The organism is Micromonospora sp. CPCC 205539 (assembly GCF_036906815.1).
Classification (GTDB): domain Bacteria; phylum Actinomycetota; class Actinomycetes; order Mycobacteriales; family Micromonosporaceae; genus Micromonospora.
Window position 1 is genome coordinate 362,667 of the sequence record NZ_JBAKHW010000004.1, and the last position, 20,010, is coordinate 382,676.

Sequence of the window (20,010 nt, forward strand, 5' to 3'; positions counted from 1 at the left end):
ATACCCCGGGACGGCCGACCGCTCGTTGGTCTGATTGGCCCGAATGATCCGGCAATGACCCCAGCGAACCGGCACCCCCGTGCCGGCGACGCAGGTGAAGCAACTCACGGCAACCCGGTGGCGGCGCAGTCGCGCCCCACCGCGACCGGCAGGGTGTGAGGAATGAATTCGTACGGCGATCCCAGTTCTGAGCGCGGGCGGGCCCAGTATTCGGGCCCGGGCGGCGACCCCGGACCGGGCGCGGGTGACGCGTACCGCCGCCCCGAGGGCGACTCCCGTGGCAGCGCGGCGTCTCCCGGCCGCGCCGCGGTGCCCCCCCGGGCTGCCGGCGGACGTGCCTCGGTCGGTGGTTCGGCCGCGGTACCGCCGCGCGGAGGTGCGGCGAGCGGCTCCGCCTCGGTGGGTTCGGCCAGTCCGGGCCGCGCCTCGGTGCCGGTGTCGCCGGCACCCGGCGTGGCGGCCGGTCGGGCGGGCGCGGGCCGTGCCTCGGTCCCCGTGTCTCCGGGCGCACCGGCGGGACGGGCCACGGTCGGCTCCGCGTCCGTCGGCGCCGCCTCGGCCGGGCGGGCCAGCGTCGGCTCCCCATCGGTGGGCGGTCGGGCCGTGGTGGCCCGGGCGAGCGTCTCTCCGGTCTCCGGTGGGCCGGGTGGCCCCGGCGGGCCCAACGGTCCCGGTCGCGGCGGTCGCGGTGCGGGTGGTCCGGCCGGCCCGGCCCGGGCCAAGAAGCGCAAGCGGATGAACCTGATGATCGCCGGGGTCGCGGTCTTCATCATGCTCGCTGGCATCGGGGTGGTGACCTTCACCTACTACTCGACCAGCGTGGTGCTGCCGGAAGAGATCACGCCACCGCAGGCGACCACGCTCTACGCCTCCAACAACAAGACGATCATCGCCAAGGTCGGTGACCAGAACCGGACCCTGGTCACCATCGACCAGATCCCGAAGTTCGTGCAGGACGCGGTGGCCGCCGCCGAGGACCGGAACTTCTACCGGCACTCCGGCGTGGACTACCGGGGCATCGCCCGCGCCGCATGGAACAACGTCTCCGGCGGCGACAAGCAGGGTGCCTCCACCATCACGCAGCAGTACGCGCGTAACGCCTACGAGAACCTCAAGGACGACAGTTACGCCCGGAAGGTCAAGGAGGCGATCTTCGCCTCCAAGTTGAACGACAAGTTCGACAAGCCGCAGATCATGCAGCACTACCTCAACGTGATCTATTTCGGCCGGGGTGCCTACGGCATCGAGGCGGCGGCGCAGACCTACTTCGGCAAGTCGGTGAGCCAGCTCCAGCCGGGCGAGGGCGCGGTGCTCGCCGCGTTGATCAAGCAACCCGAGCCGAGCGCGACCCACCAGGGGTACGACCCGGCGATCAACCCGACCGCCGCCCAGGACCGCTGGACCTACGTGATCGACGGCATGGTCAAGGAGGGCTGGCTGGGCGTGCCCGGTAAGGAGCCCCGCCCCACCGAGTACCCGAAGACCATCAAGGCCCCGAAAAATGGCGGCATCGGCGTCGACTACGGCGTCGACACGCCGTACGGCAACGTCATCAACTACGTCCGCGAGGAGATGCGGGACAGAGGCGTCTGCGTCGACAAGGAGGCGGAGGTGACCGACAAGAAGCCGCTCTGTTCGCAGGCGTTGATGGCCGGTGGCTACCGAATCCGCACCACGATCGACGTCGACACCCAGAAGGCCGCGGTCGCGACCGCCCAGCGCAAGTCCAAGGGCTCCGAGTTGGACGGCCAGCCAAAGAACCTGATGGCGGCGGTGGTCGCCATCGACCCGAAGAACGGCCGGGTGGTCGCCTACTACGGCGGTGACAACGGCACCGGCACCGATTACGCCGGCAAGAACACCGACTCCACCGGGGCGGTCAGCGGCGGCCACTCGCCGGGCTCCAGCTTCAAGATCTACACCTTGGCCGCCGCGCTCAAGGAGGGCAAGGCGCTGGAGTCGCGCTGGAAGGGCAAGGCGTTCACGCCGACGGGCACCAAGTTCAAGGTCAGCAACGCCGGTGTCGATGACCCGTCCTGCCACAACTCCTGCACGCTCCGGGTTTCCACGCTCAAGTCGCTGAACGTGCCGTTCTACCACGTCACCGAGGAGATCGGCGCGGACAAGGTGCTCGACATGGCCAAGCAGGCGGGCGTCACCACCATGTGGCGTACCGACACCACCCCGCCCAAGCCGTACGACCTGGTCAACGGTGACCCGAAGAAGCTCGCCCCGTCGCCATTCTTCAACGTCGTCGGCTACGGCCAGTACCCGATCACCGTGCTGGACCACGCCAACGGGGTGGCCACCTTCGCCAACGGCGGCGTCTACAACAAGGCGCACTTCCTCTACTCGGTCCAGAAGCAGAACCCGACCACCGGCAAGTGGGACAAGGTGCTCGACGAGCAACTCAAGTCACGGCGGACAGTCGACAAGGATGTCGTCGCCGACGTGACGTCGGTGCTGGAGGACTACCCGGCCGCGGTCCACCACACGCTCGACGACGGCCGCAAGGCTGCCTCCAAGACCGGCACGTGGGAGCTCAAGGGCGACAGTTCCGACAATGGTGACGCCTGGATGATCGGCTACACCCCGCAGTTGGCGACCGCGGTCTGGGTGGGCAACGTGCAGAACCGGCTGCCCCTCATCCTCAAGGACAAGCGCAAGGTCAGCGGCGGCAACCTGCCCGGTGACATCTGGGAGCGGTTCATGAACCAGGCGCTGAAGGGTGAGGACAAGATGGACTTCCCGCCGGCGGCCAACAAGGGTGATGTGAACTCCGGCAACGGCGAGGCGGCCGCGCCGCCCCCGCCGCCTCCGGGTGGCCAGCCGGGCTGTGACCCAGCAACGGATCCCTTCTGCCCGAATCCCAACGGCCCCACCAACCCGACCAACCCGAACCTTCCGGGCGGGCCCGGCGGCCCCGGGAACGGTGGCAACGGCAACGGCAACGGCGGGAACGGCGGCGGACTGCTGCCCGGCCTGCCACCCAATCGGGACTGACGCAGCACCGCTCGCCGTCGCCGGGCGGGCACCTGTGTCCGGGCGGCGACGGCGTTTTTGTACCCCGGGGCCGCGTCGGGAAGGGGCGCGCACCCGGGTCGTACGGCAGGATGCCTCTTCATGAGCACCCAGTCGACGCCCGGCATCGACGACGCCGGAACCACCGACCACCCGTCCCGCTCCGACGGGTTCGTCCGCGGCATCTCCAGCGTGATCGGCGGGCCGCTGGGCGACCACGCCACGGCACTGGACCGACCGGCCGGTCGGCCGGAGCGCCGATTCTGGACCGCCGTCCGGATCGTGCTGGCACTGGCCTGCCTCACGCTCGCCCTGCACTGGGTGCAGAAGTCGCCGTGCCAGGACGGCGCCTGGCAGAACAACGTCCAGTACACCCGGTTCTGCTACAGCGACGTGCTCGCCCTCTACTACGCCGAAGGGCTCAACGAGGGCAAGGTGCCCTACCGCGACCACCCGGTCGAGTATCCGGTGCTGACCGGCTACTTCATGGGGGCGCTGGGTCTGCCGGTGCACGCCATCGGCGACGGCGACCCGAGCATCAACCAGGGTCAGTGGTTCTACAACCTCAACGCGCTGGTGCTGGGCGCTCTCGCGGTGGCGACCGTGGCGGTGATCCTCGCGCTGCGGCGCAGACGACCCTGGGACGCGGCGCTGTTCGCACTCGCCCCGGCGTTACTGCTCACCGCCACCGTCAACTGGGATTTGCTCGCCGTCGGGCTGGCCGCCTTCGGCCTACTGGCCTGGGCCCGACGACGACCGGCGCTGGCCGGCGTACTGCTCGGCCTTGCCGGCGCAGCGAAGCTCTGGCCGCTGTTCCTGCTCGGGCCGGTGCTCATCCTCGCGCTGCGCGCCGCCCGGGTACGCGCCGCGCTCACCGCGGTCGGCGCGGCGATCGTCGCCGTGGTGTTGGTGAACCTGCCCGCTGTGTGGGCGAACCCGGAGAACTGGGGCCGCTTCTTCGAGCTCAACACCACCCGGCCCATCGACTGGGGCACGCTCTGGTACATCGGGCGCTACCTGGACGGCAAGGTCGGCAGCGAGTCTGGCCGACTCGGCCCGTTCGAGTGGTTGAACGTCCACATCCCCACCCTCAACACCCTCTCGTACGCCCTGTTCGCGCTGGCCTGCCTCGGCGTGGCCGTGCTGGCGCTGCGGGCACCGCGCCGACCACGGCTGGCCCAACTCGCCTTCCTGGTCGTCGCCGCGTTCCTCATCTTCAGCAAGGTCTGGTCCCAGCAGTTCGTGCTCTGGCTGCTGCCGCTGGCGGTGCTGGCCCGGCCGAAGTGGGGTGCCTTCCTGGCCTGGCAGTTCGCCGAGGTCTGCTACTTCGTCGCCTTCTACGGCGAGCTGCTCGGCGCTGCGACCAGCCGTCCGGTCTTCCCGGAGGGGGTGTTCGTGCTGGCGGCCTCGTTGCGCCTGACCACCGTGGTGGTGCTCTGCGTGCTGGTCATCCGGGAGATCCTGCACCCCGAGCGGGATGCGGTGCGGGCCACCTATCCGGACGACCCGGACGGCGGCGTGCTCGACGGCGCTGCCGACGCGGGTTGGCTGGACCGATGGCGCCACCCGACAAACAAAGCAGCAGCCGAACCAGCCACCGCCTGACCCGCGCGGACGGCCCCGTCGGGTCAGAGCCGGTAGACCACCGCCCCGTCGATCTCCTGACGCGCGATGCCGAGCGATTCGACCGGTGCGTCGATGGTGAACTCCCACGGCGTCCCGGCGACCTGCCCGCGCAGCAGCACCACATTGCGTACGCCCAGGGTGCGCAGGTAGTCGACGCTGGTCTGGTCGGGGAACGACTGGGTAACCCGGCGGACGTCGTCGAGCTGATGCGGAGTGAACCCGCTGCCGCCGTTGACCACGTCCTGGAAACGGCTGGTCGACCAGAGCATCACGTGCTGGTCCAGGCTCTGGTTGCTGGGCAGCACCAGCATCGGCCCCTCCACCGTGCGGAGCGCGGCCGGCTGGGTCGGCACCACCGGGTGCGGGGTGATGTTCAGGCCCTCCACGGTGACCAGCAGCAGCGGCAGGAGGGTTGCCAGCCGCAGCCACGGACCCGGCCACGAGGGGATGCGCTGCGCGGCCAGCTCACGGACCCGGTCGGTGAGTGCGGTGACCGCGCCCGCCGCGAGCAGGCCGAGCAGCAGCGTGGTCCAGAGCATCAACCGACCGGGGGTACGCAGCGCGCTCCAACCCGGCGCGTGCTCGAAGAGCGGCACGTAGGTGAAGCTGCCGTCGAAGAAACGGGTGCCCATCGCGAAGGCCATGGTCACCAGCACCCCGGCGAGCAGCAGCAGCCGGTGTCGCAGCCGCCACACCGAGAAGAACAGCCCGCCCGCGGCCAGCGCGTAGAGCACGAACCCCGGCAACAGGGTCATCTCCGGGTGCCATGGCAGCGCCGCGCGCGCACCTTCGTGCAGCCCACCCCAGATCCGGGACTCCGCGGGCGCGGTCACGAAGCCGGTCGCCGGAGGAGAGAAGAGGCTGATGTCGCCGATCGTGCGCTCGGCGTACGGGTGCAGCTCGGTCACCTTGAAGAACGGGATCGCCATCAGCAGGCCGACCCCGGCGAAGAGCGCCCCGCCGACCAGATCGGCGACGAGCAGCCGGCGACCGAACGGCGGCGCCTGGCCGGTCCGGAGTCGCCGCACGACGAAGAGGACGGCGGCGACCAGCACCGCGCCGGCCAGGAAGTACGCGAACGGCAGGCCGATGCCGAAGCCGAGGCTGAGCTGCCAGGCGGCCACCAGCCAACCGGAGTAGACCCACCCGTCGTGCCGGCGCTCGGGTCGGTAGCCGTGCCGCAGCGACCAGCCGTGCCCGCGCGCCAACATGGCCAGCGCCAGCGGGATGCCGCCGTTGGAGAGCACGTGCAGGTGCCCGGCCTGGGCCAGCAGCCACGGCGCGTACGTGTAGCCGACTCCGGCCACCGCCGCGCCGATGCGGCCCGCGCCGAGCTGCCGGGCCAGCGCGTACGCCCCGAGCGTGGCGAGCGCGTGCGCCAACACGAACATGATGTTGTAGCGCAGCACCGCGTCCTCGGGGCCGCTGCCGAGCATTCCAGCGGGGGCATAACCGAGCAGCGTGTCGGAGAACGCGAAGCTCCACAGCTCGGGGAAGAACGTGTTGGATTGCCACAGGTGCGCCGGGTCGGCCAGCAGGATGTGCCCGGACCACGCCATCTGCCAGGCCTGCAGGCTCGGGTCCCAGTAGTCCTGCGGGAGCGTGTAGAGCGGGTAGCGCAGGGTCGGCCAGGTCATCAACACGGCCAGTGCCAGCGCGCCCAGCGTCGCCAGGGTCCACTCGTGCACCAGGAACCGGCCGACCGCACGGGCCGCCCGGCTGCGTCGGGTTGGTGCCGGCTCCGGCGCGGAAGCGAACGCCTCCCAACGCTCGGTGCCCACCGGCTTTCCCGCACCGTCGGCGTCGTCCGCGGTCTCTCCCTTGGCCGCCTTCACCTCGGTCGCGCCGTCCTTGGCAGCGCCGTCCTTGGTCGCACCGTCCTTGGTCGCGCCGTCCTTGGCCGCGCCGTCCTTGGCCGCGCCGTCCTTGGCCGCGCCGTCCTTGGCCGCGCCGTCCTTGGCCGCGCCGTCCTTGGTCGCGCCGTCCTCGGCGCTGGTGTCCTTCGCGGGGACGGGCTTCGGGGCGTACTCCTTGGCCGTTCCGCCCTTCGGATCGTCGGCAAGGGTGGTGGCCCGGTCTGGTCCGTCCTTGGCGGCGTCGTCCCTGGCCGGGTCGCGCTGTGCGGCGTCCTTCGTCGGGTGGTCGGCCGTGGCCGCCGTGTCGACGGTCTCCAACGGGCGGTCCTCAACGGTCCGGGGGTCGGGCGCCGAGGTGACGGTGCGCGTCGTCGGGGTGGGCGTGCCTGCTGCGGGCGGGGTGGTCGGTCGGATGTTGGTGGCCCCGGAGGGGGTGGGCCGGGCGTTCCCGGTCCCGGGCTGTCCGGTCGTCATGCTCCCGGGCTCTCCGTCCCAAGCTGCTCACGGAGGAAGTCGATGTCGGCGGCCTGGCCGACCACGCCTCCCGGGGTCTCCACGACGACCGGCGCGCCCGCGGCCCGGATCACCGCCACCACCAGCTCCGGATCGATCGTCCCGCCGCCGAGGTTGTCGTGTCGGTCCTGGCCGGAGTTGAACGCGCCCTTGGAATTGTTGGCGTGCACCAGGTCGATCCGCCCGGTGATCGCCTTCACCCGGTCGACCAGGCCGAGCAGCTCCTCGCCGCCGGCGTACGCGTGACAGGTGTCGAGGCAGAAGCCGACCTCGTGGTCACCGATGGCGTCCCAGAGTCGGGCCAGCGCGTCCAGCCGCCGGGCGCACGCGTTGTCGCCGCCGGCAGTGTTCTCGATCAGGACCGGGACGCCGAAGCCGCCGGAATCGGCCGCGTACGCGAATGTCTTACGCCAGTTGTCGAAGCCGACGGCCAGATCGTCACCAGCATTGACGTGCCCCCCATGGACGATGAGGCCCTTGGCGCCGATCGCGGAGGCCGCGTTGGCGTGCCCGAGGAGCAGCTTGCGGCTGGGGATCCGGATCCGGTTGTTGAGGGTCGCCACGTTGATGACGTACGGCGCGTGCACGTAGAGGTCGACCTCGGCGGCGCGTAGGCGCTCGGCGTCCTCCCGCGGCTTGGGGGCCTTCCACCCCTGCGGATCGGAGAGGAAGAACTGCACGGTGTCGGCGGACCGGGCGGCCGCCTCCGCCAGCGGGTCGGTCGAATCGACGTGGGCTCCGATACGCATGCGAGCGAGCCTACGTCGCGACCCCGACGGGTGGGGTGAGGGCCGGTGCAGAGTCGCGGACGGACGCGTCACCCGACGGACCGATGGTCGTTGATGGATTGGAACCGATGGCCAGTGCCCGGTACCGCTGGCGGCGTGATCGCCGCGTACGGCAACCGGCGGTCGACGGACCGATAGCGAGGTTGTCCCTGCCACGCGGCCCGGCGTGGCAGGGGCGACCCCTCGGGACCCTCGTTCGACCGATGAAGAATCTCGGAAATTTGTGCTTTTTCCCCCGACAAGGTACAAGACCCGTTGTATCGTCAGGTAACAACACGATAAAGCTCCGCGGGGCGTCTTCGGTCCAACCTCATCGGTGTGGTCGTTCCTCCCCAGGTCCCACCCAAGGAATGCGGACGGGACGCCTCGCGGCCTCGTTGACGGGGGTCCACCACTGACCGGTGACGGTCGGGCGGCGGGCCCCCGTCGGCACGTCCGGGGCAACTGGCCAGACCACCCCGGGCATGATCGTCCCGACCGGGTATCCTGGTCAGGTTGTCCGCGTCCGGCCGGGTCTCCCCGGCACGTGCGGGCAGCGACGCCAGACCTCCTGCCACGGAAGGACCGTGGCCGCTTAGCCCACAGGAGGTGAGCACGTCTTGCGTCATTACGAAGTAATGGTGATCCTCGATTCCAGCCTCGAGGAGCGCACCGTCGCCCCGTCGCTCGACACGTACCTGAACGTGATCCGGACCGCGGGTGGCTCTGTTGAGAAGACCGACGTGTGGGGCCGCCGGCGCCTCGCGTACGAGATCAACAAAAAGGCCGAGGGCATCTACGCCGTCATCGACCTGCAGGCCACGCCTGCTGCGGTGGCCGAGCTGGACCGTCAGCTGCGGCTCAACGAGTCCGTGCTGCGCACCAAGGTCATCCGGCCAGAGATGCGCTAAGCATTCAAACCCCCCGGTTCGTCCGGATCAGCCTCCACGGCTCTGTCGTACGGCTCTGCGAGTCTGTACGACGAGACGTTGAGTGCGCGAGGAGATGGTCATGGCAGGAGACACCACCATCACGGTCATCGGTAATTTGACCGATGACCCCGAGTTGCGGTTCACCCCCTCCGGGGCTGCGGTCGCCAAGTTCCGAGTCGCTTCGACGCCCCGTTTCATGGACAAGGCGTCGAACGAATGGAAGGACGGCGAGCCGCTGTTCCTCGCTTGCACCGTGTGGCGTCAGGCCGCCGAGCACGTCGCCGAGTCGCTGCAGCGTGGCGCTCGGGTGATCGTGTCGGGCCGGTTGCGTCAGCGGTCCTACGAGACCCGCGAGGGCGAGAAGCGCACCGTCATTGAGCTTGAGGTCGACGAGATCGGCCCGTCCCTGCGCTACGCCACGGCGAAGGTGCAGAAGATGGCCCGCTCCGGCGGCAGTGGCGGTGGCTTCGGTGGCGGCAGCGGTGGCGGTGGTGGCCAGGGTGGCGGCGGAGGCAACTTCGACGACCCCTGGGCTTCGGCCGCACCTTCCCCCGCGCGTGCCGGTTCGGGCGCCAATTTTGACGAGGAGCCACCGTTCTAATGGCGCCGAGCGCCCGCGATCGCAAACCAGGAGCACGTGCAACGGCCAAGGCTGCGGCACTGCGCAAGCCCAAGAAGAAGGTGAACCCGCTCGACAAGGACGGGATCGCCTACATCGACTACAAGGACACCGCGCTGCTGCGCAAGTTCATCTCCGACCGCGGCAAGATCCGCGCTCGGCGGGTGACCGGCGTGACCTCGCAGCAGCAGCGGCAGATCGCCCGTGCGGTCAAGAACGCCCGTGAGATGGCGCTCCTGCCGTACACGGCCACCACCCGCTGAGAGGAGGCACCGATATGAAGATCATCCTGACTCAGGAAGTGTCCGGCCTCGGTGCCCCGGGCGACATCGTCGAGGTCAAGGACGGCTTCGGCCGTAACTACCTGCTGCCGCAGGGCTTCGCGATCGTCTGGACCAAGGGTGCGGAGAAGCAGGTCACGGTCATCAAGCGGGCCCGCTCGGCCCGCGAGATCCGCGACCTCGACCACGCCAACGAGGTCAAGGGTCAGCTCGAGGGTCTCAAGGTCAACCTGAAGGCCCGCGCCGGCGACGGCGGTCGGCTCTTCGGCTCGGTCACCCCGGCCGAGATCGTCGACGCCGTCAAGACCGCCGGCGGCCCGGTCCTCGACCGGCGCCGGCTGGAGGTGCCCGGTCACATCAAGTCGATCGGCAGCTACCCGGTGAAGATCAAGCTGCACCCCGAGGTGACCGCCGCGTTCAACCTGAACGTCGTTCAGGGCTGACGCCAGCAACACCACGACGAGGGCCCGCACCGAGCGATCGGTGCGGGCCCTCGCGCATCTCGTCGTCGCGCCCGGTCAGCCGATCGGTTGACCGGTCACCGCGCTGATCAGCACCGTGGAGAGCCCACCGCCCACCACCGCGGCGGCGAGCGCCACGGTCGCCGAGCGCCACGTCGTGCCCACCCGACGCAGCAGCGCCGCCACCACCAAACTGCTCACCAGCGCCAACCCGAACCGCGGCGCACCGGCGATCAGCGACTCCAATGCGCGCGACCGGGGCGAGTCGCAGCCACCCCCGCTGATGTCGGTGACACAACCCGCCGGCGCCTGGCTGTCCAGCGTCAACAGCCACACGAAGACCAGCAGCGCCGGCACCAGGTAACAGGCCGCGGTGTACAGCAGCGGCCGGAACGGCCCACCAGGATCCGGATCGAGCAGGTCGTCCTCGATACGCCGCGCCCACGCGCCGGTGCCCGCCGACTCGACCCGCCGACGCGTCGACGCCGTACCGACCGGCGGCCCATCCGCCCGCCGCCGGGGCCCACCACGTGGTGCGGGGGCGCTGCGCGGACGCGGAGCGGTGTAACCGACCACCGGCGATCGAGGTGCCGACGTCGGCGGATCCGTCCATCGCGGATCGTCATCGGCCAACCGGGTGCCGGACCAGAAACCGTCGGCCCGGGTCCCCCAACCCTCCTCCGCCGTGAACCGGTCGGAGCGCGGTGGCAGCGTCTGGTCCCACCGGTCGTCCTCGACCGCGGACCGCTCCCACTGGCCGGTGCGGTCGGACCGCTCCCAGCCGCCGACGCTCTCCGGCGCCGACCACTGCCCGCTGAGGTCCGTGCCGTCCGACCGGTCCGCACCGGACACGGGCGGCCACGCATGCAGGCCCGACGCGTCCCACGGGTCCACCGCTGGCGCGTACGACAGGTCGGGCTCGGCCGCCCGCTCGGACCCGCGCTCCCACGGATCGACAGCTGGACGGGACCACGACTCCTCCGCCGCACGGCGGCTGCGCCGCGTGGGCCGCTCCGCCTCCTGCCGAGGCGCCGGCTCAACCGGGGCGGCCTCCAGGTCGCCGCCGGACCAGATCACCTGAGGACGACCAGCGGGCGCACGACGGGGGCGACGGTCCGGAACCGCGCCGGAGACCGGCCCCTCCTCGACGGCGTCAGCTCGCCGACTGCCGACGTACCCCTGCTCCTGCGGACGGTCGAGCGTCCACTCCTGGGTGTGATCCGAATCGGGCGCCGCCCTGATCGCCGGCTGCTCCCGCCAGCTCGTACCGCTGGCTCGGCGCCGGGTGGTCGTCGCCTCGACGGCCCGCCAACCGGACCCCGAACTCGGTGGACCCGGCTCATCCTCGTCGTCGTCGGGCGCAGCGTGCCGGCCGCCGCCGTCAGCGTGCCGAACCCCCGACTCCAGGGCCCACCGGGGCAGGTAGGCGTCAACCGGCTCGTCCTGCCCACGATCCAACGCGCGCCGTCGGCTGGTGGTGCGGTAACGCCCGTCCTCGTCGTACGGATCGACCGGAAGTGACGGAGCGGGCGCAGCCCACGAGACGGTCGGCTGGCGCTTGCGCGGGCTGCCCTCCCCGCGCTCCCAGTCCCGGTAACTCACGGCCGGAGTGTGACCCTTCTGAACCGAAAGCGTAATCCGCTGTCCAGGTGAAGCCGTTCGCTGGAGATAGTACGGGACGATTGTGCCAAAGACCCGACCGGAAATTTCTCCTCCACAGGCTGGGGATCACGTATCCGCAGGTCAGAGGCGTGCAGCCGAGAATTCCCCAACGGTTGTCCACAGCCTGTGCACACACTGCGCACATGCTCGTCCACCGACATCCACAGGTTGTCCCGAGGCTCGTCCACCGGGCTTGTTGGTCGCTGACCTCGGGATCCGTAAGGTTGGCCCCCGACCGCCGGCGCGATGGCCCCCGATCGACCGGCCTGGTCGGACGGAAGTGTCGTACCCCAGCGGTAGAGCTGGGACCGGATCCGGCGCAGTGGAGGGGGGACCCGTGTCGGTCACCGACGACATGCGGGCGGAGCCACGCTCCGGCGGGCAGCCGCCTGCGCAGCGGGACGGCCAGTTCGACAAGACCCCACCTCAGGATGTGGCTGCCGAGCAGTGCGTCCTCGGCGGCATGCTGCTCTCCAAGGACGCCATCGCCGACGTCGTCGAGATCCTCAAGACCAACGACTTCTACCGGCCGATCCACGCCACGATCTTCGACATCATCCTGGACATCTACGGCCGGGGTGAGCCAGCCGACTCGATCACCGTGGCGGCCGCGCTCGCCGACTCGGGTGACCTGGTCCGTGTCGGTGGCGCGCCCTATCTGCACACCCTCATCGCCAGTGTGCCGACCGCCGCGAACGCCGCCTACTACGCGCGAATCGTCAGCGAGCGAGCGGTGCTGCGTCGCCTGGTCGAGGCCGGCACCAAGATCGTGCAGCTCGGGTACGGCACCGCGAACGGCGGCAGCCGCGACGTCGACGACGTCGTGGACCTCGCCCAGCAGGCGGTCTACGACGTCACCGAACGCCGGGTCAGCGAGGACTTCGCAGTCCTGGCCGACATGTTGCAGCCGACGCTCGACGAGATCGAGGCGGTGGGCGCGTCGGGCGGGATGATGACCGGCGTCCCGACCGGCTTCACCGACCTGGATCGACTGCTCAACGGCCTGCACGCCGGGCAGCTCATCATCGTGGCCGGCAGGCCTGGTCTGGGCAAATCGACCGCAAGTATGGATTTTGCCCGAAATGCTGCTATTCGCGCCAACCAGGCTGCCGCGATCTTCTCGCTGGAAATGAGCAAGGTCGAGATCGTCATGCGACTGCTCTCCGCCGAGGCACGCGTGCCGTTGCACGTGCTGCGCAGCGGGCAGCTCTCCGACGACGACTGGACCAAGCTGGCCCGGTGCATGGGTGAGATCAGTGAGGCGCCGCTCTTCGTCGACGACACGCCGAGCATGAACCTCATGGAGATTCGGGCCAAGGCGCGCCGGCTCAAGCAGCGGCACGATCTCAAGATGATCGTGGTCGACTACCTCCAGCTGATGACCTCGCCGAAGCGCACCGAGAGTCGGCAGCAGGAGGTCGCGGACCTCTCCCGTGGTCTGAAGTTGCTGGCCAAGGAGGTCGAGTGCCCGGTCATCGCGGTCAGTCAGCTCAACCGTGGCCCGGAGCAGCGCACCGACAAGCGCCCACAGTTGTCTGATTTGCGGGAATCTGGCTCAATTGAGCAGGATGCGGACGTTGTCATCCTGCTGCACCGCGACGACTACTACGACAAGGAGTCGCCGCGTGCGGGGGAAGCGGATTTCATCATTGCCAAGCACCGAAATGGCCCCACCGACACGGTGACGGTCGCCGCCCAGCTGCACCTGTCCCGCTTTGTCGACATGGCCATCGTCTGACCGTCGCGGCGCCGGGGCCGCCGCTCAGCCGAGCAGCGGAAACCAACCTGCCGACTCGCCCAGTTCCAGCCGGTCCCGGTCGGTGAGCGGGACGCGTCCGGTGGCCTTCAGCAGGAACTCCTGGTCGTCCCAGGCGCCGGGGCGGACCGCCTCGTCGCTCAGCAGGCCGTCCATCGTGGCCACCGCGACCCGTACCGCCAGTGGGCCGGGTGGCGGGGCGTCGGGCAGCTCCGGTGTCAGGTCCAGGTGGTGCACGACGGCTTCGGTGGTCAGGGTCGCGAGGAAATCCGGTACGCGCAGCACGTGGCCCTGCGTGCTCACGTACCCCGCCGGGTCGGCTGCGGCTGCGGCCCGGACCGCCGCCGGGGCCGTGTCCTCCCAGAGCCGGACGATCCCGGTCGGCCGGTCGAAGGCGGCTGCCGATCGGCGGACCCACCAGGCGTGCCGGGCGTCGTCACCGTCGCCAGAGGGGAAGCCGCGCCAGTAGCTCACGTCGTCCACGTCAGCGGGGCCCTCAGCCGGATTCGCCAGCGCGACCAGGGCCCGCTGGGCGTCGCCGATCAGGTGGAAGAGCAGGTCAGCGACGAGCCAGCCCAGACAGCGGGTGGGTCGTTGCAGGTCCGCGTCGGTCCGGTCGGTGACCACCGCGGTGATCGCGTCGTACGCCTGGGCCAGCGCCTCGTCCTGCCGGATCGCGGTCATGCGGTGCAGCCTCGCATGAACTTTCCTGGCCACCAACCGCTGGCGAGGGTGCCGCTGCGTCGCGGAGCGCCCGGGCCGACGCGTGGATCGGCCCGGGCGGGATGTCGGTCTCGGCTCAGCCGAACATCTCGTCGAGGAATCCCTTGCGCTTCTTCTGCCGGTAGTGGCCGTGGTAGCCGTGGTGTTGCGGCTGACCGTAGGCCGGAGCCGGCGGGTAGCCGTGCGCGGGCGGGGGCGGCGGCGGGGGGACAGCGCCGTAACCGGGCTGCTGCGGTGGCGGGTAGCCGCCTGGCTGCTGGGTGGGCTGCGGTGGCGGGCCGCCGGCCTGCTGGCGGCTCCAGTTGGCCTCGGCCTCGAACAGCTTCTCCAACTCGCCGCGGTCGAGGAAGATGCCCCGGCACTCACCGCACTGGTCGATGACGACGCCGCTGCGCTCGTACTGACGCATTTCTCCGTGACACTTGGGACAGGTGAGACTCATCGCCCGACGGTACCCGGTCAAGCTACGCACTTGCTGTGAGCACCTCGGTAACTTCTTCGTCGGACACCTCGTGGAAGTCGTCGTAGTAGGCGCTCACCGCACCGAACTCCGGCGGTCGTTGGGCGCAGATGACCTGGTCGGCCTCGGCGGCCAGCAGCTCGTACGCCTCCTGTGCGCCGACCGGGACCGCGACCACGACCCGCCGGGCGCCGAGCCTGCGGGCGACCTCCACCGCGGCGCGCGCGGTCGCACCGGTCGCCAGGCCGTCGTCGACGATCACGGCGGTCCGTCCGGTGAGGTCCAGTGGCGGCCGGTCACGTCGGTAGAGCTGCTCGCGGCGTTCCAGCTCGGCTTGTTCCCGGCGGCTGACCTCGGCAATGTCGTCGCTGCTGAGTCGGCCGGCCACCATGTCGTTGAGGACCTGCACGCCACCCGGGCCGAGCGCGCCGAAGGCGACCTCCCGGGCCCAGGGCATGCCGAGCTTGCGGACCACCAGCACGTCCAGCGGTACGCCGAGACGGTCGGCGACCACCCGGGCCACCGGCACGCCGCCGCGGACCAGGCCGAGGACGACGACGTCCGGTTCGCCGATGAGGGCGGTGAGTCGCTCGGCGAGCGCCTGGCCCGCCTCGGCACGGTCGCGGTACGTGGTCATGCCCTCAGGTCTACGCCCTGCCGCGTCGTTCCGCCCGGTAGTTAGGCCGAAGTGGCCCGACCGGACAGCTGCTCGGGCACTCCGACGGTCGGCGTGTCGGCGGCGCGATGCAGGGCGGGTGCCCAGGCGAGCAGCGCCACCGGGTAGAGCAGGTAGCCGAACCGGGTCGAGGGCATCAGGGCGATCGCGACGAGCAGCCCGTACCCGCTGATCAGCGCGGTGGCGACGGCGGTGCGAGGCGGGCGGCGGGCGAGTCGGACGGCGATGGCCACGCCGGCGGCGATCAGCAGCGCGGCGGCGATCAGTCGGCCGGCGGGCAGCGCGGTGGCGATCAGGTGGCCGGGGAACGGGGACTGTGCGGGGCTGGTGACGAGGCCGTGGCCGAGTGGGAAGCGCAGCACGTTCTCGGTCAGCGCGTCGCGGTCGACCAGCAGGGCCGGGAGCAGCGCCGCGATGGGCAGCCCGATCGCGCCGGCGGCGACGCGGGTGCCGGCCCGCTGGGTCAGCCCCCAGACGATCAGGACCAGGGCGACCGGCCAGGCGAACAGCTTCAACGCGCCGGCAAGCCCGACCGCGAGGCCGGCGCGGCCGGGTCGGTCGGCTGCGGCGAGTGCCAGGGCCAGCAGGCAGAGCGCGAGTACGGGCAGGTCGTCGCCGCCGGTGGCGAGGGTGAGCGCGCAGATCGGCAGGACGGTGGCGGCCTGTACGCCCCGCAGCAGCGCGGAGTCGGGTGCTCGGCGGACGGTGGCGGGCGCGGTGCGGAGTGCGGCCACGGCGAGGGCGAGCGCCAACGCGGTGCCCACCGCGAACCAGACCCGGGCGTCGGTCCACCAGGTGTCGACGAGCGCCCTGGGCAGGCCGAAGATCGCCATGCCCGGTTGGTACGGGGTGTAGCCGAGCAGTTGTTCGCCGGGTGGCAGGGCGGCGATCGCGTCGTGCCCGAGGTATGGCGTGCCGTGCTCCAGCAGGCGGATGCCGGCTCGCTCCACGACCAGCACCTCCTCCTGCGCCCGGTCGGTGCGGCCGTTGGCCCGTTCGATGCTCTGCCAGAGCAGGGGCAGCAGTGTGGTGCTCGCCCAGGCGAGGCCGGTGACCGCCCAGCGTGCCGGTAGGCCGACCAGCCGGGAGGTTGCGGTGCGGCGGCGGAGGAGGAGTTGGACGATCACCGCCAGCGCCGCGATCAGGTAGCCGACGGCGGCGATGGCGCCCCAGGCCCGGTGCGGCAGCAGTGTGGAGGTGAGCGCGGTGATCGCGGCGAAGGCGGCCGAGACGGCGTAGAGGCCGAGGTCGAGGGCGAGTCCGCCGGCGGCGGTGTCGAGCGTCCGCCAGCTTCGACGGCGGGCGGTCGGGTGGTCGGCGATCACGCGGGCCAGTCTGGCAGACCGGTGGTGCCCGACCGGTCAGGCGGGGAGGTGTGGGAGGCGGTCGGGGCGGGCCCGGCCGGTCTGGCGGCGGCTCTGGGTCAGCCGGATCACCGCGCCGGCGTCGTGCAGCGGCGGTGCGAGGGTGCCCGGGTGGCCGCCCGCGCCGCGGTGCAGCGCGGCGAGGAGGGTGCCGGCGGGCATGGGCCGGGCGAACAGGTGCCCCTGGCCGGCGGTGCAGCCCAGCTCCCAGAGGGCCCGCCGCTGCGGTTCGCTCTCCACTCCCTCGGCCACCACGTCCAGCTCGAGGCTGCGGCCCAGGTCGAGGGTGGAGCGGATGACGGCGGCGGCTTCCGCGGAACTCTCCATGGTCGTCACGAAGCTGCGATCGATCTTCAGCTCGTGGACCGGGATCCGGGAGAGCAGCGAGAGCGAGGAGTAGCCGGTGCCGAAGTCGTCGAGTGCGAGCCGGATGCCTTCGTCGCGCAGCCGGCTCAGCACCCGGTCGACCACGTCGAGTTGGCTGAGCGTCAGCGTCTCGGTCAGCTCGAGGACGAGCCGGTCCGGGGGTAGGTCGTGAGCGCGTAGGCGGGCCAGCACCGAACCCGGGAACCGCGCGTCGAGCAGGCTGCGCGGGGACACGTTGACCGCGACCGGGACGTCGAAGCCGGCGTCGCGCCAGCCGGCCGCCGCGATCAGCGCCTGGTCGAGGATCGCCTCGGCGAAGGCGGGTAGCAGCCCCGAGCGTTCCACCGCCTCAAGGAAGCGCAGCGGATCGATCATGCCGTGGATGGGGTGGTGCCAGCGGGCCAGCGCTTCCACGCTGGTCACGGCACCGCTGCCCAGGTCGACGATCGGTTGGAAGTTGACGATGAACTCGTGGTCGGCGACGGCTCGCGGCAGCTCACCGCCGAGGGTGAGGCGGCCGAGGTCCGCGGTGTCGCGGGACGGCGCGTACGTGGAGATCCGTTGACCGGCCCGCTTGGCCTGGTACATCGCCACGTCGGCGCGGCGCAGCAGCTCGGCCATGCCGCCGGTGGCGGGTGCGGCGGAGATCCCGCCGCTGGCCTCGACGCTGATCCGCATGCCGTCCAGCTCGAAGGGCTCGTGCAGTGCGGCGAGCAGCGTCTCCGCCCGGTGCGCGGCCACCGCCGGGGCCGGCAGCCCGCGCAGGAGTACGGCGAACTCGTCGCCGCCGAGGCGGGCCACCAGGTCGCCCTCCTGTGCGGCGCCGCGCAGTCGGCCGGCGACCTGCACCAGCACCTGGTCACCGGCGGCGTGGCCGAGTGTGTCGTTGACTTCCTTGAAGTGGTTGAGGTCGATGAGGACCAGGGCGGTGACGCCGTCCGCGTGTCGGGCGCTGAGCTGCTCGGTGCCCTGGTCGAGGAGGTGTCGCCGGTTGGCCAGGTCGGTCAGCGCGTCGTGTGCGGCGGCGTACGCGTGCTCGTCGGCCACCCGGGCCAGTTCGGCGTACGCCTGGGCGTTGCGTACGGCGGTGCAGAGGGCGGAGGCGAAGGTGCGCAGGGTGTACTGCTCGCGCTCGGACAGCTGCACCGGGCCGCGGAAGCGCAGCCGCAGCACGCCGACGTCGACCGAACGGTCGTGCCCTTCGAGCGGTGTGGGGACGATGGTGCCGTCCACGTCGGTGGGCGTGCCGGTCGGGCCGTCGAAGGTGATGCCGCCGGTGCCGCCGCGGACGGTGCGGCCGCCGTCGCGGAGCTCGATCTCGACCTCGTCGGCGGAGAACAACTCGGTGGCCTGGGTGACGGCGGTGGTGAGGACGTTGTCGAGGTCCACCACGTTGAGCGCGTCGGTGGTCCGGGCGAGTCGCTGCCACGCCTGCTGCTCGGTGCGGCCCCTGATGCGCGCGGAGTAGGCGAGGTGCAGGCTCAGGACCAGGGGCGGGACGGCGAGCAGCAGTCGAGGATCCGCGCGCAGGATGAGCAGGGTGAAGACGGCCACCACGAACCGGACGGCGAACCCGGCCAGCCGGAGGTCGAGGTGGTTACGGAATTGTCGGGTGATCCGGGTGCCGGAGGCGAGGGCGATGACCGGAATGGCCAGCAGGTCGTCGAGCACGGCGGCGACCAGGTAGACCGCGCCGAGTAGGAGGAAGAGATCCCAGAAGCCGTCTGGGGGCCAACGCCTGTCGAGGAGCAGGATCACTCCGGTGGCACCCGCGGCGACGAGGGTGTGCTTGGCGATGCCGAAGGCCGTCTGGATGGCGGTCAGTCGGGACAGCAGTGATGCGCAGGCGATACCCGCGCCCGTGCAGAGAATGACCCAGGGGGCCGGCGCCAGGGCGAGGCCGATGACGATTGCGGTCTCCACCCAGGCAAAGGAGAAGATGGTCGACCTGATTCGGAGCGGAACTTTGACGACCGCTCCCAGCGTGATCATCAGGACGAGTGCGAAGATCGTAGAGACATCCCCCGCCCCGTCCGGCAGGTCGCTTCCCGTGGCGACTGCGGCGCTGACGGCGACGATTGCGGCCGCCAGGACGAGAGCCCCCACGAGGGGCAGTAGGCGTGGGTCGGTGCGCCTGTGACGACGCGTCGTCCGGTCCACTCAACCTCACCCGTTGCCCACCGTCAGTGTCCGCTGACCGGGAGCGTACCTCGGTGGCGCTCGGGAGATAAGGACTCAGCCCCACTCGGTGCTACGCATCTGACACCCCTTAGTGATCGATGGTCCGCTGTCCGTCGTGGCGTGACTCAGCCCCACTCGGTGCTACGCATCGCTACCCCACCTCTCCGCTCCCGGGCGCCGTCCCGGCGCCATTCCTTGGGTAAGGCAGACAGTAGGAGAGGTCGTGGGCGATCAGGAATAATTTATGTCGGTATGCGCAACATCAGCCAAGCTACAACTGATTTGTCACTTTCTGTCCGCAGTCCTGAGCGGAGCGCTGATCTCCCGCGGTAGGAGCACATTGCTCCTACCGGAGTCCTCGGCTGTGCCGAGGCATTCAGTGTCACGAAGGCGTCACGCAGATTCATCCGTACTTCGGCCGAGTGCGGGGCCGGATCGGGCGATCGGCGTGCGTCCCTTCCGGGCCCATCATTCCAGGTCAGGTGGAGTGATGGGCCATCGAGGTCGGTGTTCGTAAGCTTCGTTCGGTGATCGACCGAATGCATCGGCACCGTTGCCGCGCAGAGCGGTGGAGACACGTGTTCTTGGCGGCCTTTCGGTGCAACTGCCCAGGCGCACTTTGCATCTGCGTTACGCCGAAGAAGCAGGCGGTCATCGTGATGCCCCGTTGTTTCCGCCGGGTCGAGTGGGGGCGGTGGACGCTCGTCGATGAGTTTCGACCCGATTGCCCAGCGCGATCGGCGTCG

The 20,010-nt window shown here is 70.6% G+C and carries 15 protein-coding genes; 7 read left to right on the forward strand and 8 right to left on the reverse strand.

Features of this window, described 5'->3' with window-relative positions; all coding sequences use genetic code 11:
- The first annotated feature begins 162 nt into the window (after window positions 1–162).
- Entirely contained in the window at window positions 163–3,003 is a 2,841-nt protein-coding gene (locus tag V6V47_RS06040; protein WP_334626964.1) for a transglycosylase domain-containing protein, read from the forward strand.
- A gap of 120 nt (window positions 3,004–3,123) precedes the next feature.
- Complete coding sequence (locus tag V6V47_RS06045) at window positions 3,124–4,626, forward strand: glycosyltransferase family 87 protein (RefSeq protein ID WP_334626966.1); 1,503 nt, start codon at window positions 3,124–3,126, stop codon at window positions 4,624–4,626.
- Between the two features lie 23 nt (window positions 4,627–4,649).
- Here V6V47_RS06045 and V6V47_RS06050 read toward each other — a convergent pair whose 3' ends face one another.
- Both V6V47_RS06050 and V6V47_RS06055 read right to left on the reverse strand, forming a co-directional pair.
- Entirely contained in the window at window positions 4,650–6,977 is a 2,328-nt protein-coding gene (locus tag V6V47_RS06050; RefSeq protein ID WP_334626968.1) for a pentapeptide MXKDX repeat protein, read from the reverse strand.
- Complete coding sequence (locus V6V47_RS06055) at window positions 6,974–7,765, reverse strand: deoxyribonuclease IV (RefSeq protein WP_334626970.1); 792 nt, start codon at window positions 7,763–7,765, stop codon at window positions 6,974–6,976. Before V6V47_RS06055 ends, V6V47_RS06050 begins: the two co-directional genes overlap by 4 nt.
- Window positions 7,766–8,403: 638 nt before the next feature.
- Here V6V47_RS06055 and rpsF point away from each other — a divergent pair.
- From rpsF to rplI, 4 genes are all read left to right on the forward strand, one after another.
- Window positions 8,404–8,694: a 30S ribosomal protein S6 gene (gene rpsF, locus V6V47_RS06060; RefSeq protein ID WP_117668160.1), complete on the forward strand. Its 291-nt coding sequence runs from the start codon at window positions 8,404–8,406 to the stop codon at window positions 8,692–8,694.
- A gap of 82 nt (window positions 8,695–8,776) precedes the next feature.
- Complete coding sequence (locus V6V47_RS06065) at window positions 8,777–9,316, forward strand: single-stranded DNA-binding protein (protein WP_334626971.1); 540 nt, start codon at window positions 8,777–8,779, stop codon at window positions 9,314–9,316.
- Window positions 9,316–9,597, forward strand: a complete 282-nt coding sequence (gene rpsR, locus V6V47_RS06070) for a 30S ribosomal protein S18 (protein WP_051723758.1) — start codon at window positions 9,316–9,318, stop codon at window positions 9,595–9,597. Before V6V47_RS06065 ends, rpsR begins: the two co-directional genes overlap by 1 nt.
- 14 nt (window positions 9,598–9,611) lie before the next feature.
- Window positions 9,612–10,058 (forward strand): 50S ribosomal protein L9, encoded by a 447-nt coding sequence (gene rplI / locus V6V47_RS06075; RefSeq protein WP_334626973.1) that lies wholly within the window; start codon window positions 9,612–9,614, stop codon window positions 10,056–10,058.
- 75 nt (window positions 10,059–10,133) lie between these two features.
- Here rplI and V6V47_RS06080 read toward each other — a convergent pair whose 3' ends face one another.
- Window positions 10,134–11,678: a hypothetical protein gene (locus V6V47_RS06080; RefSeq protein ID WP_334626975.1), complete on the reverse strand. Its 1,545-nt coding sequence runs from the start codon at window positions 11,676–11,678 to the stop codon at window positions 10,134–10,136.
- A 397-nt stretch (window positions 11,679–12,075) separates the two neighbouring features.
- On the opposite strand from V6V47_RS06080, the gene dnaB reads away from it, so the two are divergent.
- Window positions 12,076–13,476, forward strand: coding sequence for a replicative DNA helicase (dnaB, locus tag V6V47_RS06085; RefSeq protein ID WP_334626977.1), 1,401 nt, complete (start codon window positions 12,076–12,078; stop codon window positions 13,474–13,476).
- A gap of 24 nt (window positions 13,477–13,500) precedes the next feature.
- On the opposite strand, the gene V6V47_RS06090 is transcribed toward dnaB, so the two are convergent.
- The 5 genes from V6V47_RS06090 to V6V47_RS06110 all read right to left on the reverse strand — a co-directional run bounded on the left by V6V47_RS06090 (window position 13,501) and on the right by V6V47_RS06110 (window position 19,243).
- Window positions 13,501–14,178, reverse strand: coding sequence for a maleylpyruvate isomerase N-terminal domain-containing protein (locus tag V6V47_RS06090; protein WP_334626978.1), 678 nt, complete (start codon window positions 14,176–14,178; stop codon window positions 13,501–13,503).
- A gap of 115 nt (window positions 14,179–14,293) precedes the next feature.
- Window positions 14,294–14,659: a TFIIB-type zinc ribbon-containing protein gene (locus tag V6V47_RS06095; RefSeq protein WP_334626979.1), complete on the reverse strand. Its 366-nt coding sequence runs from the start codon at window positions 14,657–14,659 to the stop codon at window positions 14,294–14,296.
- 22 nt (window positions 14,660–14,681) lie between these two features.
- Window positions 14,682–15,314 carry a phosphoribosyltransferase gene (locus tag V6V47_RS06100; RefSeq protein ID WP_334626981.1) on the reverse strand — a complete coding sequence of 211 codons (633 nt, stop codon included), beginning with the start codon at window positions 15,312–15,314 and terminating at the stop codon, window positions 14,682–14,684.
- Between the two features lie 41 nt (window positions 15,315–15,355).
- Window positions 15,356–16,678 carry a glycosyltransferase family 87 protein gene (locus V6V47_RS06105; protein WP_334626982.1) on the reverse strand — a complete coding sequence of 441 codons (1,323 nt, stop codon included), beginning with the start codon at window positions 16,676–16,678 and terminating at the stop codon, window positions 15,356–15,358.
- Window positions 16,679–16,714: 36 nt separating this feature from the next.
- Window positions 16,715–19,243 (reverse strand): putative bifunctional diguanylate cyclase/phosphodiesterase, encoded by a 2,529-nt coding sequence (locus V6V47_RS06110; protein ID WP_334626983.1) that lies wholly within the window; start codon window positions 19,241–19,243, stop codon window positions 16,715–16,717.
- Between the last annotated feature and the right edge of the window lie 767 nt (window positions 19,244–20,010).

Bases quoted from the DNA above. Each gene is read 5' to 3' on its own strand.
- V6V47_RS06040 (WP_334626964.1), top strand. From the start codon at position 163: ATGAATTCGTACGGCGATCCCAGTTCTGAGCGCGGGCGGGCCCAGTAT.
- V6V47_RS06045 (WP_334626966.1), top strand. From the start codon at position 3,124: ATGAGCACCCAGTCGACGCCCGGCATCGACGACGCCGGAACCACCGAC.
- V6V47_RS06050 (WP_334626968.1), bottom strand. From the start codon at position 6,977: ATGACGACCGGACAGCCCGGGACCGGGAACGCCCGGCCCACCCCCTCC.
- V6V47_RS06055 (WP_334626970.1), bottom strand. From the start codon at position 7,765: ATGCGTATCGGAGCCCACGTCGATTCGACCGACCCGCTGGCGGAGGCG.
- rpsR (WP_051723758.1), top strand. From the start codon at position 9,316: ATGGCGCCGAGCGCCCGCGATCGCAAACCAGGAGCACGTGCAACGGCC.
- rplI (WP_334626973.1), top strand. From the start codon at position 9,612: ATGAAGATCATCCTGACTCAGGAAGTGTCCGGCCTCGGTGCCCCGGGC.
- V6V47_RS06090 (WP_334626978.1), bottom strand. From the start codon at position 14,178: ATGACCGCGATCCGGCAGGACGAGGCGCTGGCCCAGGCGTACGACGCG.
- V6V47_RS06095 (WP_334626979.1), bottom strand. From the start codon at position 14,659: ATGAGTCTCACCTGTCCCAAGTGTCACGGAGAAATGCGTCAGTACGAG.
- V6V47_RS06100 (WP_334626981.1), bottom strand. From the start codon at position 15,314: ATGACCACGTACCGCGACCGTGCCGAGGCGGGCCAGGCGCTCGCCGAG.